This window comes from Nostoc spongiaeforme FACHB-130 (genome assembly GCF_014698475.1).
Lineage (GTDB): Bacteria > Cyanobacteriota > Cyanobacteriia > Cyanobacteriales > Nostocaceae > Nostoc_B > Nostoc_B spongiaeforme.
On sequence record NZ_JACJTB010000006.1, the window covers coordinates 1 to 13,982 of the forward strand.

At 40.5% G+C, this 13,982-nt stretch carries 18 protein-coding genes and 1 pseudogene; 15 read left to right on the forward strand and 4 right to left on the reverse strand.

Features of this window, described 5'->3' with window-relative positions:
- The first annotated feature begins 453 nt into the window (after positions 1–453).
- The 4 genes and pseudogenes from H6G74_RS07400 (at position 454) to H6G74_RS07415 (ending at position 3,922) form a co-directional block, all read left to right on the forward strand.
- Positions 454–1,170, forward strand: a complete 717-nt coding sequence (locus H6G74_RS07400; protein ID WP_190967070.1) for a response regulator transcription factor — start codon at positions 454–456, stop codon at positions 1,168–1,170.
- A 188-nt stretch (positions 1,171–1,358) separates the two neighbouring features.
- On the forward strand, positions 1,359–3,029 hold the full coding sequence (locus H6G74_RS07405) for a SpoIIE family protein phosphatase (RefSeq protein ID WP_190967071.1): 1,671 nt from the start codon (positions 1,359–1,361) through the stop codon (positions 3,027–3,029).
- A gap of 3 nt (positions 3,030–3,032) precedes the next feature.
- Positions 3,033–3,458, forward strand: a complete 426-nt coding sequence (locus H6G74_RS07410; protein WP_062295158.1) for an ATP-binding protein — start codon at positions 3,033–3,035, stop codon at positions 3,456–3,458.
- A 23-nt stretch (positions 3,459–3,481) separates the two neighbouring features.
- A pseudogene (locus H6G74_RS07415) lies at positions 3,482–3,922 on the forward strand (hypothetical protein).
- Between the two features lie 224 nt (positions 3,923–4,146).
- Here the strand turns inward: H6G74_RS07415 and H6G74_RS07420 are convergent.
- Positions 4,147–4,566: a ketosteroid isomerase family protein gene (locus H6G74_RS07420; protein WP_190967072.1), complete on the reverse strand. Its 420-nt coding sequence runs from the start codon at positions 4,564–4,566 to the stop codon at positions 4,147–4,149.
- A 559-nt stretch (positions 4,567–5,125) separates the two neighbouring features.
- Between H6G74_RS07420 and queG the strand changes: the two genes are divergently transcribed.
- Together queG and H6G74_RS07430 are read left to right on the forward strand one after the other, a co-directional pair.
- Entirely contained in the window at positions 5,126–6,097 is a 972-nt protein-coding gene (gene queG, locus H6G74_RS07425) for a tRNA epoxyqueuosine(34) reductase QueG (RefSeq protein ID WP_190967073.1), read from the forward strand.
- Positions 6,072–6,710, forward strand: a complete 639-nt coding sequence (locus H6G74_RS07430) for an HAD-IA family hydrolase (protein WP_190967074.1) — start codon at positions 6,072–6,074, stop codon at positions 6,708–6,710. Before queG ends, H6G74_RS07430 begins: the two co-directional genes overlap by 26 nt.
- 121 nt (positions 6,711–6,831) lie before the next feature.
- Here the strand turns inward: H6G74_RS07430 and H6G74_RS07435 are convergent, their stop codons facing one another.
- Positions 6,832–7,206 carry a hypothetical protein gene (locus H6G74_RS07435; protein ID WP_190967075.1) on the reverse strand — a complete coding sequence of 125 codons (375 nt, stop codon included), beginning with the start codon at positions 7,204–7,206 and terminating at the stop codon, positions 6,832–6,834.
- Positions 7,207–7,422: 216 nt separating this feature from the next.
- Between H6G74_RS07435 and H6G74_RS07440 the strand changes: the two genes are divergently transcribed.
- A complete protein-coding gene (locus H6G74_RS07440) occupies positions 7,423–7,953 on the forward strand; it encodes an orange carotenoid protein N-terminal domain-containing protein (protein ID WP_190967076.1) in 531 nt (176 codons plus the stop codon).
- A gap of 144 nt (positions 7,954–8,097) precedes the next feature.
- Here the strand turns inward: H6G74_RS07440 and H6G74_RS07445 are convergent, their stop codons facing one another.
- Positions 8,098–8,856, reverse strand: coding sequence for an ABC transporter ATP-binding protein (locus H6G74_RS07445; RefSeq protein WP_199340930.1), 759 nt, complete (start codon positions 8,854–8,856; stop codon positions 8,098–8,100).
- A gap of 490 nt (positions 8,857–9,346) precedes the next feature.
- Here H6G74_RS07445 and H6G74_RS07450 point away from each other — a divergent pair, with 490 nt between their 5' ends.
- From H6G74_RS07450 to H6G74_RS07480, 7 genes are all read left to right on the forward strand, one after another.
- Entirely contained in the window at positions 9,347–9,556 is a 210-nt protein-coding gene (locus H6G74_RS07450; RefSeq protein WP_062295151.1) for a DUF2997 domain-containing protein, read from the forward strand.
- Between the two features lie 38 nt (positions 9,557–9,594).
- A complete protein-coding gene (locus H6G74_RS07455) occupies positions 9,595–9,981 on the forward strand; it encodes a DUF1257 domain-containing protein (RefSeq protein WP_190591532.1) in 387 nt (128 codons plus the stop codon).
- Positions 9,981–10,442 carry a ferredoxin gene (locus H6G74_RS07460; protein WP_190967077.1) on the forward strand — a complete coding sequence of 154 codons (462 nt, stop codon included), beginning with the start codon at positions 9,981–9,983 and terminating at the stop codon, positions 10,440–10,442. The genes H6G74_RS07455 and H6G74_RS07460 overlap by 1 nt, the downstream gene beginning before the upstream one ends.
- 79 nt (positions 10,443–10,521) lie before the next feature.
- The gene (locus tag H6G74_RS07465; protein WP_190967078.1) at positions 10,522–10,860 is read left to right on the forward strand and encodes a hypothetical protein; all 339 of its coding nucleotides are present in this window, start codon (positions 10,522–10,524) and stop codon (positions 10,858–10,860) included.
- A complete protein-coding gene (locus H6G74_RS07470) occupies positions 10,782–11,414 on the forward strand; it encodes a bifunctional 4-hydroxy-2-oxoglutarate aldolase/2-dehydro-3-deoxy-phosphogluconate aldolase (protein WP_190967079.1) in 633 nt (210 codons plus the stop codon). Before H6G74_RS07465 ends, H6G74_RS07470 begins: the two co-directional genes overlap by 79 nt.
- Positions 11,415–11,497: 83 nt before the next feature.
- Complete coding sequence (locus H6G74_RS07475; protein WP_190967080.1) at positions 11,498–12,010, forward strand: L,D-transpeptidase; 513 nt, start codon at positions 11,498–11,500, stop codon at positions 12,008–12,010.
- Between the two features lie 241 nt (positions 12,011–12,251).
- Positions 12,252–12,518, forward strand: a complete 267-nt coding sequence (locus tag H6G74_RS07480; protein ID WP_190967081.1) for a TIGR02450 family Trp-rich protein — start codon at positions 12,252–12,254, stop codon at positions 12,516–12,518.
- Positions 12,519–12,623: 105 nt separating this feature from the next.
- Here H6G74_RS07480 and H6G74_RS07485 read toward each other — a convergent pair whose 3' ends face one another.
- The gene (locus tag H6G74_RS07485; protein ID WP_190967082.1) at positions 12,624–12,764 is read right to left on the reverse strand and encodes a hypothetical protein; all 141 of its coding nucleotides are present in this window, start codon (positions 12,762–12,764) and stop codon (positions 12,624–12,626) included.
- A 331-nt stretch (positions 12,765–13,095) separates the two neighbouring features.
- Here H6G74_RS07485 and bchL point away from each other — a divergent pair, with 331 nt between their 5' ends.
- Positions 13,096–13,962, forward strand: a complete 867-nt coding sequence (gene bchL, locus H6G74_RS07490; RefSeq protein ID WP_062295146.1) for a ferredoxin:protochlorophyllide reductase (ATP-dependent) iron-sulfur ATP-binding protein — start codon at positions 13,096–13,098, stop codon at positions 13,960–13,962.
- Positions 13,963–13,982: the final 20 nt, after the last annotated feature.

Here is a 13,982-nt window from a genome sequence, read left to right on the forward strand (position 1 = left end):
TCAACAGGGTCGAACCGTCTACCATATTCATTGGGAGACCTCAAGCTTTGGTGTCGTTACCTTTATCTTGTGGTTTCCCCTTCTTTTTTGCTACCCCATCTCACATAAGGCGTATGAATATAAATGTATCAATTTGTCATATTTCATAATGAACCATCATCGAAATGCAATTGTTAGGAGCGATCGCATTTTGGTAATCGTCATTAAGTAGTTGACAAATTATGAATCTGTCGTAAATCAGCCAGTATACTCATAAAAAAGGAGGTTAGCTTTTCTCTAACCCAAAATTTAAGTTTGCTTACCAGTGAAAATATCCAACACAATAAAACTAATTGCTTACTAGGCAAAACTTCTATATTTATTTTGTATCAGTGTATTTCCATAACAAGCCACTAAAATTTTTGCATCAACTCGGTTTGATAGTTCAGTTAGTTTAATGGGCAGAAGTTGACAATGAGTAAAATCCGTATTGTTTTGATCGAAGATCATGACCTTACCCGTGTTGGTATTCGCACAGCACTACAGCAAAAAGACGAAATTGAAGTGCTAGGCGAAGCTGGGAACGCTACGGAAGGGTTAAAGCTGTTAAGAATCTTACAGCCAGATATTGCGATCGTCGATATTGGTTTACCTGATAAAGATGGAATTGCACTGACCAGAGAAATTAAAGCAATTGCCACAGGCGAAGATGCCACCAAGGTGTTAATCTTAACCCTTCGAGATAATAAAGAAGCCGTTCTCGCTGCTTTTGCAGCTGGAGCTGACTCTTACTGTATGAAAGATATCAAATTTGATAATTTGCTAGAAGCCGTGAGAGTTACGTACAATGGCAACGCCTGGATTGATCCAGCGATCGCCAGAATTGTGTTACAACAGGCACAAGAAAATTCTCCTAAACCGGAGATTGTTGCCAACGAAAATAAAAATATCCCCCAAAATCAAGACTTTGGGGAAAGTGAGGAAATAATTGACCCTTATACCCTGACAGAACGCGAGTTAGAAGTGTTACAGTTAATTGTCGAAGGTTGTAGCAATGCTGTTATAGCTGAACGACTTTATATTACAGTTGGGACTGTAAAAACGCATGTCCGTAATATTTTGAATAAGCTATGCGCTGATGACCGTACCCAAGCAGCAGTTAGAGCTTTACGTTCTGGGTTGGTTGGCTAAGGTAATTCCAGGGTTAAACAACCTTGGCATAAATTGAGGAAGAAGCTAACTTTGAGTCAATTTCTCAGTTCAAAGCAGGTAACTTCTATGATGAGAGCGATAGCTTTTTGATTTGTTTGTAAGTTGTAACTGGGTGGGATAAAAATTCCATTGTCTCGCCACACAAGTATCGGAAATTAAAGTCAAATATGACTGAGACAGAGGTAGAAAAACTCAAGCTCATGATTGTCGATGATGAGCTAGATAATTTGGATTTACTCTACCGCACTTTTAGGCGAGATTTTCAAGTATTTAAAGCCAATCATGCCCTAAGTGCGCTGGACATATTGGAGAAAGAAGGTGAGATGGCCGTGATCATCTCAGATCAAAGAATGCCAGAAATGAATGGCACGGAATTTCTCAGTCGCACAGTAGAAAGGTTTCCCGATACGATTAGGATTCTTTTAACTGGCTTTACTGATGTGGAAGATTTGGTCGATGCTATCAACTCCGGTCAAGTGTTCAAATACATCACCAAGCCTTGGAATCCTGAACGGCTCAAGTTACTAGTTGAACAAGCTACTGAGACATATCGTTTAGTCAAACAACGCACCCAAGAGTTGCGTCGGGCGCTACGCCGAGAATCTTTGTTTAATGAAGTGACAACAGCAATTCGAGAATCTCTCGATTATGGCAATATGTTGCAGAAAATTGTTGCCACCATCGGACAAACCTTTGATGCTACTTGTTGTTTGCTGATTCCGGTAGAAGGCGATCGCTTGACAAGTGATAAATTCTCTTATCAAGATGCCAATTCTTCTATATTAAATTTTGCTTTTGACCATAGTCTGTTTGAGAAAGTTGTCGAAACTCGTCATTATCAACTCAATCAAGAAACCTTTGATGGTAACCCTTGTAACTATCTGGTAGTGCCTCTTACCTATCAGCAGCAACTATTAGCCGTACTTGCACTGTATCAGGTAGGACGTGATGAGCTTTGGCCAGATGAAGATATTAAATTGATTACAGGTGTAGCCGACCAGGCCGCTTTAGCTCTTTTTCAAGCGAAACTTTATCAACGCCTACAAGAAAAGCAAGAGCAAATTCACGCCGAATTGGAAGTAGCACGCCAAATTCAACATAATTTGCTCCGCCAAAGCTTACCTGATATCAAAGAGGCAAAACTACAAGCCTGCTGCTATCCGGCGCGAGAAGTAGGAGGCGATTTTTTTGAAGTATTTGTCCACCCCAAAGGCGATTTATGGTTAGCAGTGGGTGATGTTTCCGGGAAAGGTGTACCTGCGGCTTTATTCATGGCTAGTGCCATTTCTGTATTGCGGCGCGAATTATCTCAAGAAACACCAGCCGAACCGCATATCATCGTCCAGAATCTGAATCATGCTTTATGTAATGACTTAATTAGTAACAATTGTTTTATTACTCTTGTATTAGCTTGTTATACACCTAGTACAAAAGAACTAGTATATGCTAATGCTGGACATATCTACCCTCTGCTATGGTCTCGCCAAACTGACTCAAATCAGCAACCCAACTATCTCAAAGTACGTGGCATTCCTTTAGGTATCTTACCTACTTGGAAAGCACAGTCAGGAAAATTGCATCTTTCTACAGGAGATACTTTATTGTTAGCTAGTGATGGGATTACTGAAGCATCAGTATCCAGTGAGTTACTAAAATGCGAACAAACAGATGCTAATCTTTCGCCAAGTAGCCACTCCATGCTGAACCAAGAAGGTCTTTGGCAACTTCTCCAAACAGAGCCACAACCACTTTCTCTGAACCATTTACTAGCTCGCATCCAAGCAAATAATCAAGTTCAAGAAGACGATCAAACTATACTTTCACTAGAGGTTTTATAAGTAATGAAAAGTGAGCTTCATGTACCAAGTGATTTGAATTATTTAAACATCGTTGAAAGCTGGTTGCTGGGATGCTTGAAAGTCAAGCTAGGAGATTCTGTAGATTGGTCTCGGCAATCCAGTCGTTTACGATTGGCTTTGGTAGAAGCCTACTCTAATGTGGTGCGTCACGCCCACAAAGAGCAGCCAAATTTACCAGTATTACTACGTTTAGAACTCAAAGACCGAGACATTTCCCTAGAAATCTGGGATTATGGCGAAGGCTACGATATGTCTACTTACCTAGCGCCGAATCCCGTAGATAAACAAGAAGGGGGTTATGGGTGGCTAATTATGAATCGGTTAATGGATAAGGTAGAGTACCAATTACAAGTTAATGGCGCTAATTGCTTGAAATTAGAAGCTACAATTCCTGAATTGGTTAAATAACCACCAAAGTCGTGATTCCGCCTATGGAAGCTTTATTTTGTTTGTCTCCCCGTACAGTCTTGATAATGAGTTTCCTTGGCTAGAAGGGATTGATCCCAGCCGCCAATATTTGGATTGCAGTCAACGGAGACAAAAGTTTAACCATAGTTATTCCTGGCTTAGTGGTTGATAATATCAGCGACTTCAAGCAGGCTATCCGCTAATTTTGCTCTTTACAACCAGGAGAGGAAATGACTTTGACCAGAATGGCTAACGCTTGTAAGATTCACTGTGTTAGCCTGAATTAATATGCGGTCGAAACAGAAATTAACAATGCTCCTGTTTGACACTTGTTTGATCAAGAAACTTTAAATAGCCTGCTAATGACAGCACATCCTGATGGGATATGCGTTCCAGTAGATGTGGAATTGGGTAGAAAATTGTTAATGCGCTTTTTGCAGTTAGCCGTGGCGACTAAGAGCTAGTACAACAAGGCAAAAGTAAAAAGGCAAAAGTAAAAAGAAAGAAGAACAATACCACAAGCCTTTTAGCAATTTCTTATGGTCTGTTTATTTACGCCGACCTGCACTTAGGGATAAGGGGCTAGGGGCTAGGGATTAGAGATTAGCCTTTTTGACGCTGCACTGATAAGTTTTGAAATGAGAACTAAATCAAAAAAACTTCTTTTCTAGTCCCTAAACTCTAAACTCTAACCCTTATTGTGGGGCTGTAACGCCAATAGTTCTTGGGGAGAGGCTAAGAGCTTGATTTTAGTGTAAGTAATTTGCCGTTGTTGGTTCAAGATAAATAGCCAGATGACATTCACTCCACACCAAGAGGTTTGAGCTTTACCTGTTACCTGAACTTGGATGTGGTGATTTTCTATATTCTCAATAATTCCTTCACGGGGATAGGCTTGAATACCTTGGGCTTCTTGTTGTAAATAAGCTGCGATCGCCTCTTTCCCCACAATACCAGATTCAAAAGGCGGATACATCACACCATCTTCCGCAAACAGTTTGGCTGTTTCTTGAAATTGAGCCGCATTGAGACTGGCAAAATAATCTAAGATGCAAGGTTCTGTAATTCCTACAATTTGAATTGTACTTAGAGATTTAGCAGTTTTCATAAAATTAGTAGTATTAAGCTGACTGAAAAGTAAGTATTCAGAACACAGAATATAGAACTCAGAAGGGGCCACAATTTGGATAACTCGCAGTTTGAGACTATGAGAATCTCCATCTAGTAAAGCCCTGAATTCTTTCATTCAAAATTAATTTGAATATAAAAGTAAAAATAAAAAAAGCTGCTTTTGAAGTAGATTGTTAACTTGCACTATTCCTAAAGAAAGAATTTGTTCCCAGATAAAAATCTGGGAACAGTGTTTGGCAAATCATTGAGGTTGGGAGGATATCACAGATTAGTCAGTTAAAGGGTCAATACCTATTTCAGCGACTACTTTGCGAAGAACTGACATCACAGTTGATTAGTCAAGTGTGCTGAGAAACTAGTCAGAGGTTTGCAGTATTTTTTGTGGCTTTGTCTCTGACATTTCTATATTGCATCATTTATTTACAAATCGCAAATAAAATTTACAAATAGGTGGACTGGCAAATTTTCTATGGCAGATTTGACAGTAGAGTGTATAATTAAACAACCAAAATTTGAGCAGAGTTTAGCTCAAACACATGAATCAAGATTCTGTAACTAGCCAAGCAGTCAAAGAAAAAGCTGTAGAATTAGGCTTTCACAAAGTGGGGATTGCTGCTGTAGAAGGGGTAGATCATACAGAAGTTCAAAGACTGCAAGCATGGATAGCACTGGGTTATCACGCTGATATGGAGTGGATGGATAACCCAAAGCGGCAAGATATTCGTTTAGTGATGCCAGAAGCGCGATCGCTTGTGTGTGTGGCGCTGAATTATTACACTCCACATCAGCGCCCAGAAGGTGAAGAATACGCCAAAATCTCCCGCTACGGCTGGGGAAGAGACTATCACAAGGTAATGCACAAGAAACTCAAGCAGCTAAATAGCTGGTTAGAATCTCTGGGTGAAGGTGTAAAAGCCAGGTACTATGCAGATACTGGCCCTGTGCAGGATAAAGTCTGGGCGCAAAAAGCAGGAATTGGCTGGATTGCTAAAAATGGGAATGTGATTACCAGAGAGTATGGCTCTTGGGTATTTTTAGGGGAAGTTGTGACCAACTTAGAACTAGAATGCGATCGCCCCCACACACAACATTGCGGTAGCTGTACTCGTTGTTTAACAGCTTGTCCCACTAGTGCAATTACGCAACCCTTTGTAGTAGATGCTAATCGCTGCATTGCGTATCATACAATAGAAAATCGAGGGGAAAAATTACCAGAGGCGATCGCATCACACTTGCAAGGCTGGGTTGCAGGTTGTGATATTTGCCAAGATGTTTGTCCTTGGAATCAGCGATTTGCCCAGACAACCGACGTGGCAGATTTTCAACCTTATCCTGGGAATATCGCGCCCAAGCTGATAGAATTAGCAAAAATCTCAGATGAGGAGTGGGATCAACAATTTCCGGCATCAGCATTACGGCGGATTAAGCCCGAAATGTTAAGACGGAATGCCCGTGCTAATCTTGACGCATCTAGGCAAAATAATGACTCAGAAAGTAATCGTTTTTGATTTTGATGGCACAATTGCAGATACAGTAGATGCTCTTGTTGGTATTGCCAATCGTTTAGCGACAGAATTTGGTTATAAACAAATCACTCCTGAACAACTTGCTCATTTGAGAAATTTAACTTCTAGAGAAATTATCAAATATTCAGGTGTATCTCTATTAAAGATTCCGTTTCTCCTCAGAAAAGTTAAATCAGAACTCAAGAATAAAATTCACGAATTTCATCCAATTCCTGGAATTAGAGAAGCACTCACAGAACTGAAGAATCATGGTTATCAGCTAGGTATTATTACCTCTAACTCTAAAGAAAACGTTACAGCGTTCCTCAATAACCACGAATTAGATAACCTATTTGATTTCATTTATTCTGGAGTCACAATTTTTGGCAAAACAACCATCATCAATAATTTATTAAAGCAAAAACAACTCTCAACTCAAGCTGTAATTTACGTTGGTGATGAAACCAGAGATATCGAAGCATCCAAAAAAGCCAATATTAAGGTAGTCGCTGTAACTTGGGGATTTAACTCTCCAGAAGTCTTATTAAAGCAAAAACCTGACTTTTTAATTAATCATCCTAGTGAACTTCTAAATGTTATTCAAAATTGTTGTTAAGCGATTAAATTTCCTTAGGGTTTGTTAGGCACTGACTGTGTAGCTCATTCATCACAAAAACTAAATAAAAACGCCTAACGCACTGCCAGATGATGATAGTGCGTTAGGCTGAAGCAATAAATTATTTTTTAGGTTGACCCTTTTCTATAGCTTGTTTGATTAAATCATCGCTAACATTAGATACACCTTCATTATCAGAACGTCCAACTTCTTTAGCTAATTCTAAATAATCATCAGGGTTTCCTGTGGGCTGTGCTTCAATGGTTCTATCTTCGGCTTCTGGAACTTCTAATTTAGGCGCAGTTGCAGCTTGGGCGGCGGCTTCTCCTTCGGGAGTGCGATCTATTTCACTGACGCTAAATTGCTGTGCGGCTGCGTAATCAGCATCAAAATCGACTTTTTGTAATTTTTCTTCGCCACTAGCCATATTTTCTGCTGTTAATTGTGCATCATGGGTAGTAGCTTCATTAGGATTGGGTTTTATTGTATCAGCCATAATTTAACACCTTGTGTAATTTTATTAAATGCTGGAGCAATTGTATCAAGGTGAATTTATGAATTACTGCCACCTAGAGAGAGATTATTACCTCTATTACAAGACAGAGATAAGTTTTAATTCTCCATTAAAATAAGTCTTTCTCTGGGAGGGAGATTGTAATTAGAAAACCTTGTTAACTCTTAGTTTGACATGTTAATTTCCTGGTGATGAATTATGACTGCGAATTACGGAAAAAATGCTCCTCAAGCATTAAGTAATGAAACCCAAAGTGTTGTACAGACATTTAATAAGTTAGATACTGATACTAAATTAGCATGGTTTTATCTTGTTTATGAAAACATGGGTGATTCTATTACTCCTGCTGCTCCGGCTGCGGCTGAACCCGAATTAGCACCACTTTTATTAAATGATTATTTACAACTTTCTGATGAAGCACAACTAAATGTAATGCGGGATATAGTTAACCGTAAAGACACAGAATATTCCCGCGCCTATGGTGCATTAAAAGAAAATAATCAATTATTAGTTTGGTATGTTTGGGCAGTAGCAATGGGTGATACGGTAGTTGATTTTCCTGATGACTACGAAACTAGTAATGCAATTAATGATTTGCTTTCTCAAATTCAAGGATTAGATTTTGAAGCACAAATGTCTGTTTTTAGAACCATAGCGGGTGAAATGGGCTACAGTGATGTTCAACCCATTGAAACACAAGCAGAAACTGGTAAAACTTCTAGTCTGTAAAGAGGCTAGGGATTAGAGGCTAGAGGTTAGATAAAAAGAACAATGCGAAATAATGTATGGAGAGGGGGCTAGAGGTTAGATAAAAAGGCTGTAGTAGCGTAACTTCAATATCTCAAGATTAATACCTTTCCTAGCCTCTAACCTCTAACCAGCTAAGTGAGTTAAATCGTTGGGTGTGAGGTCAGAGTGTATGACTTCACCATCACGGAACCAAACGATGCGCTGAGTTTGTCGGGCGACATCTGGTTCGTGAGTTACCATGACTACGGTAATCCCACTGGCGTTTAATTCGGTGAAAATGTCTAATACTTCTTGGGTGGTGCGAGAGTCAAGTGCGCCTGTGGGTTCATCGGCGAGGAGAACTACAGGACGGTTGACAATGGCACGAGCGATCGCTACTCTTTGTTGTTGTCCTCCTGAGAGTTGATTTGGTTTGTTGTTTAGGCGTTTTTCTAAACCAACTCTGGTTAAGGCGACAACGGCGCGATCGCGTCTTTCTGTGGGGTTAACATTAGCATAAGCCATTGGCAACATCACGTTTTCTAAGGCTGTGAGTTGGGGTAATAAGTGAAACTGTTGAAAGACAAACCCCAATTTTTTGTTGCGGATATGTGCCAAAGCTTTATCATCCATTTGGGCAACATCAACGTTATCTAAATAGTAATGTCCGTCTGTAGGGTGGTCTAAACAGCCGATAATATTCATGGCTGTGGACTTACCTGAACCAGAAGGCCCCATGATTGAACAATACTCGCCCTCGTTGATGCTCAAGTTGACATTGTTCAGTGCTTTGACTTCGGTTTCGCCACTACCGTAGACTTTAAAGATATTTTCTAAACGAATGATTGCCGATTTTGGTACAGGGTTAGGAACTAGGGAATCGGTAATAGAAGCAGTTGTCATAAATATAGTAATTAGGTTTTATTTTTGAAATTATCTGTACAGGTTGGGAGTAGAGAGTGGGGCGTGGGGAGTAGGAAAGAGCAGTTATTTTTTAATTAGAAGTCCCTTACCTGCCATATCACCCTACAGAGAGAATAGGTTTTATCTAATCATAATGATAAACTTTTTCAATAAATTGCGTAGTTTTGTGACTGACTGATCTAGCTATACTACCGAAGAGTGTTGGTTTGACAGGCTTTTATCCCTGAATTAACCAGCCTAATTTTAAGCTTGACTATTCTAGAAGGTTAAGAGAGACTAACTAATGACAGATGTACCGACTTATTAAAATAATAACTTTTGTAAATTTTCTGAGATATTTATATTGAGAGATGGAACATTAGTTAAAAAATGGCAAGTTTGTGTCTAAGTAACAATGTTCCCCGGACAGGATTCTTAGCATTGTGCTAAGGGGTACAGTCCAAGCTTACTATCGTGGTTGGCCAAAAGCATGGAGACATTAGAATTCATAATTTATCCAGACGGTCGGGTACAAGAAAAAGTCACTGGCATTGTGGGTGCTTCTTGTGCTGAGGTAACAGCGGCAATAGAAGCACAGCTGGGGCAAGTACTTAATCAAGAGCCAACCTCAGAATATTTCGCCAATCAGTTACACCAATCTAATCAGGCGAATACACAAGCTACTTACAGCGAATGGTAAGTTTTCCAACAGTTTATTGTCGTTGATTTACAACCACCATGTCACACTTTAGCCAAATTAAGACTCAAATCCGTAACCTTGATTCTTTAAAAGATGCGCTAACCGATTTGGGCATCGACTGGAAACCTGGCCCCCGCGAGGTACGTGGCTATCGCGGTCAAACCCATCCTGCGGAAGTCACCATTGAGCAGGAAAATGGCTATGACATCGGCTTTAGATGGAATGGCAAAGAATACGAATTAGTAGCTGACTTGCAGTACTGGCAACAAAATCTGTCTGTAGACGGTTTCTTGCGCCAAGTTACCCAACGTTATGCTTACCAAACAGTTGTGAAGGAAACTGCATTGGCTGGTTTTCAAGTTGCTGAACAACAAAAAAATGCAGACGGTTCTATTCGCTTAGTAGTACAACGCTGGAGTGCGTAATGGCTGATTTTCTGCCTTCGCCGGAAGAACAGGAAAATAATCGTTCCGGTTTGGAACCAGAATTAGGGGGTTTTTTGCGGGATGACCCAGAACGTTCTGGTTTAGAGCCGGAGTTGGGTGGAGTGTTACGCCAAAAGGGTGTTTATGTTGACGAAATCACCTGTATTGGTTGTAAACACTGCGCTCATGTTGCGCGAAATACTTTTTACATTGAACCAGATTACGGGCGATCGCGCGTAATTCGTCAAGATGGGGACGCGGAAGAAGTCATCCAAGAAGCAATTGACACTTGTCCGGTTGATTGTATCCATTGGGTAGATTACACAGAACTGAGAAACTTAGAAGATGAGCGCAAATATCAAGTAATTCCTGTTGTTGGTTATCCGGTAGATATGGCAGTTGCCACTTCTGAAAAACGGCGTAAAAAACAAAAACTCAAAAACAAAAAATCCCGTTATTAAAATAAACAAATTAAATAATTACAAAAAAGGGCTGGTTGATCCAGTCCTTTTTTAGTAGCTAGGGAGTGGGGAGTAGGAAGTGGGGAGTAGGAAACCTGGATTTCTCACAAGAGAGAAATCCAGGGGTGTGGGAGGTGTGGGAGGTGTGGGAAGGGTGGGAGGTATGGGAAGGGTGGGAGGTGTGGGAGGTGTGGGAGGTGGGGAAGATGGTGAAGAAATCTTTCCCCCCACACTCCCCTCTCTCCCCACACTCCCCCCTCTCCCAACACTCCCTGTGCCTCTAGAATGTGTCACGCTGGTAGTACATATTCTTATGCCTTGTTTCCAGTTCCAGCGAGAATGTCTAATCAAGTTTGGTTATCACAGTTGCGAAAAAACAGAGCGATCGCCGTTATCCGTGCGCCTAAAATCGAAATAGGAGAAAAAATGGCGATGGCGGTAGCATCTGGGGGAATGCAGCTAATTGAGATTACCTGGACTAGCGATCGCGCCGCAGAATTGATCGCTAAATTACGGATGAAATTACCAGATTGTCTAATTGGGACAGGTACACTGTTCAACGTGCAGCAGTTACAAGATGCGATCGCGGCTGGGGCGCAATTCTTATTTTCACCCCATATTGATATCGACATGATTCACGCCGCCATCGCTAAAGATGTGCCAATCATTCCAGGGGCGCTGACTCCTACAGAAATTGTCACAGCTTGGCATCAAGGTGCTAGTTGTGTGAAAGTTTTTCCTGTGCAAGCAGTAGGTGGAGCCACTTATATCAAAAGTTTACAGGCTCCCTTGGGTCATATTCCTTTAATTCCTACAGGTGGAGTCAGCCTAGAAAATGCTTCCGAATTTATCCAAGCTGGGGCGATTGCTGTGGGTTTAAGCAGTGAATTGTTTCCAAAAAAGTTGGTAGAAGCTGAAAATTGGCAAGCGATCGCTCAATCCGCCAGCAACCTGATGCAGCATTTAGCGTAGCAAAATACACATCTACTGATTTTTTAGGCTACAAAGTAAAAAGGAAGAAATTCTTAAGACTACCTTGTAAAAGTGCATACATCATGAAAAGTCTGATTAATTCTCACCCAATGCACCACTTCAAAAAATTAGTGATTGGTGCAGCAATATGTTTGAGTGTGATTGGTGTTTGCACAAATACAGTCACAGCCAGTTCCAAAAACGAGACAATTAAACAAAACATCCAAACTTTACAAAAGTCCGACCAACGTTGGATACAAGTTAATCTTGCAACTCAAAGATTAACAGCCTGGGAAGGCGGAAAAGCTGTTTACGCAGTTACTATTTCCACAGGCAAAAAGTCCACTCCCACACGTACTGGTAGCTTTAAAATTCAGTCTAAACATAAATCAACCCGAATGCGCGGCAGAGATTATGACGTTCCCAACGTTCCTCATGCAATGTTTTACCAAGGTAACTACGGAATTCACGGAGCTTACTGGCATAAAAAATTTGGTACCCCTGTAAGTCATGGTTGCATCAATGTCGCACCGAACCATGCTAAATGGTTATTTAATTGGTCATCCATCGGAACACCTGTTGTCATTCACAAATAACCTGAGCTAATTCACAAAGCTAGGGTGTAGAGGTATGGAGATGTATTCAAAACCCTTTCACACGCCAGTTTGCTCAAGTCGGGAAACCCGCCCACGCAACTGGCTCCCCTACACCCAATCTTGGTGCCTAAGTCCTGTTTGATTCTCGAAGGTGTGGCAGCACCGCACTGATACTGATTGTGCTAGTTGCATAAGTCCTAGTATAGAGAAGGAAATACAGCATAATTTTAACTATTGACCAATGAGCAAAAAGCAAAAATTTCCCTACTTAGTAGGCTCTAAATGGACAGCACAGAAAAAAGTAGACGGCTGGAGACACTTTCAAGTTCTTAACCGCAAAAATCAAGGTAAGTGGGTTTATGCCGAAATGGTTGCATCCTGTGACCCTAATGTTCGTTTCTGGATTAACGCCAAACTGTTACAAGACCGCTCTCAGTGGCTGGCTGGCTGGCAATCATTACAAGAAATGGAAGCAATTTATGGCGGTTCTAATTTTATTGAGGGGTGAGGGGTCAGGTGTTAGCATTATTGACTGAGTATAAATACTCAAATTACTAAAATTTTTAGTCAAAAGCCTTAATTTTATAATTTTTCACAAATGCAGCATCGAGCTTTAAAAATTAGCCTTGAGATAGTCTACTGAGTGGCTAAACAAGGCTAATTTACGCTCTAAAAAGCTGTTATTGCGGCTCATCGCATTGAGTTGGGAATTTTTCTCTTCACTACCAACCCTGCACCCATCTCGATTAGTCATTACAAGGAGCAGATTCAATCAAAACCTTATAGCAAGAGAGTTTGAATATTTTTGTCTATTGTAACTCTTTTTATATAAATAAAAAAATAAAAATTTTAAAAAATGATTTTTTAGAATTTTTAAAGGTTTTTTATAGATTTTAAAATTAAAATCAAATTATTATTATTCAATAAGCTTCTTGGCTTGATTTTTTAGATTTATGCCCCCTTTATTTTCTATGTGATTTCGTCAATAATGACACTCAACTACCTCACACATTGCCATCGGCGGCTAGGTGAAGGCCAATGTTTGAGCCAAAAGTTTGACAAAAAACTATAAGAGGCAAATAACAGTGAAACTAGCAGTCTACGGAAAAGGCGGTATTGGCAAGTCAACAACTAGCTGTAACATATCTGTCGCTTTAGCTAAACGTGGCAAGAAAGTGCTGCAAATTGGTTGCGACCCGAAACACGACAGCACCTTTACCCTGACTGGATTTTTGATTCCGACAATTATCGACACTCTCCAGTCCAAAGATTATCACTACGAAGATGTTTGGCCAGAAGATGTCATTTACAAAGGCTATGGCGGTGTTGATTGTGTAGAAGCTGGTGGCCCACCTGCGGGTGCAGGCTGTGGTGGCTATGTAGTTGGCGAGACCGTAAAATTACTGAAAGAACTCAACGCCTTTGATGAATACGATGTAATTTTATTTGATGTACTGGGTGACGTAGTTTGTGGTGGCTTTGCGGCTCCTTTAAACTATGCAGATTACTGCATGATCGTTACTGATAATGGCTTTGATGCTTTATTTGCAGCGAATCGAATTGCCGCTTCCGTCAGAGAAAAAGCCCGGACTCACCCATTGCGTTTAGCTGGTTTAATTGGCAATCGTACATCCAAGCGTGACTTGATTAATAAATATGTAGAATCAGTCCCTATGCCAGTTCTAGAGGTTTTACCTTTAATTGAAGATATCCGCGTTTCTCGCGTCAAAGGTAAGACATTATTTGAAATGGCAGAGTCAGATCCTTCACTGAACTACGTTTGCGACTATTATCTCAACATTGCTGACCAAATTTTGGCCAGACCAGAGGGAGTAGTGCCGAATGACGCTCCCGATCGCGAATTGTTCTCTTTGTTGTCTGATTTTTATCTAAATCCGCGTAAACCACAGGTTCCTAATTCAGAAGAGGAATTAGACTTGATGATTGTATAAATCACCAAGTTCTCAGGATG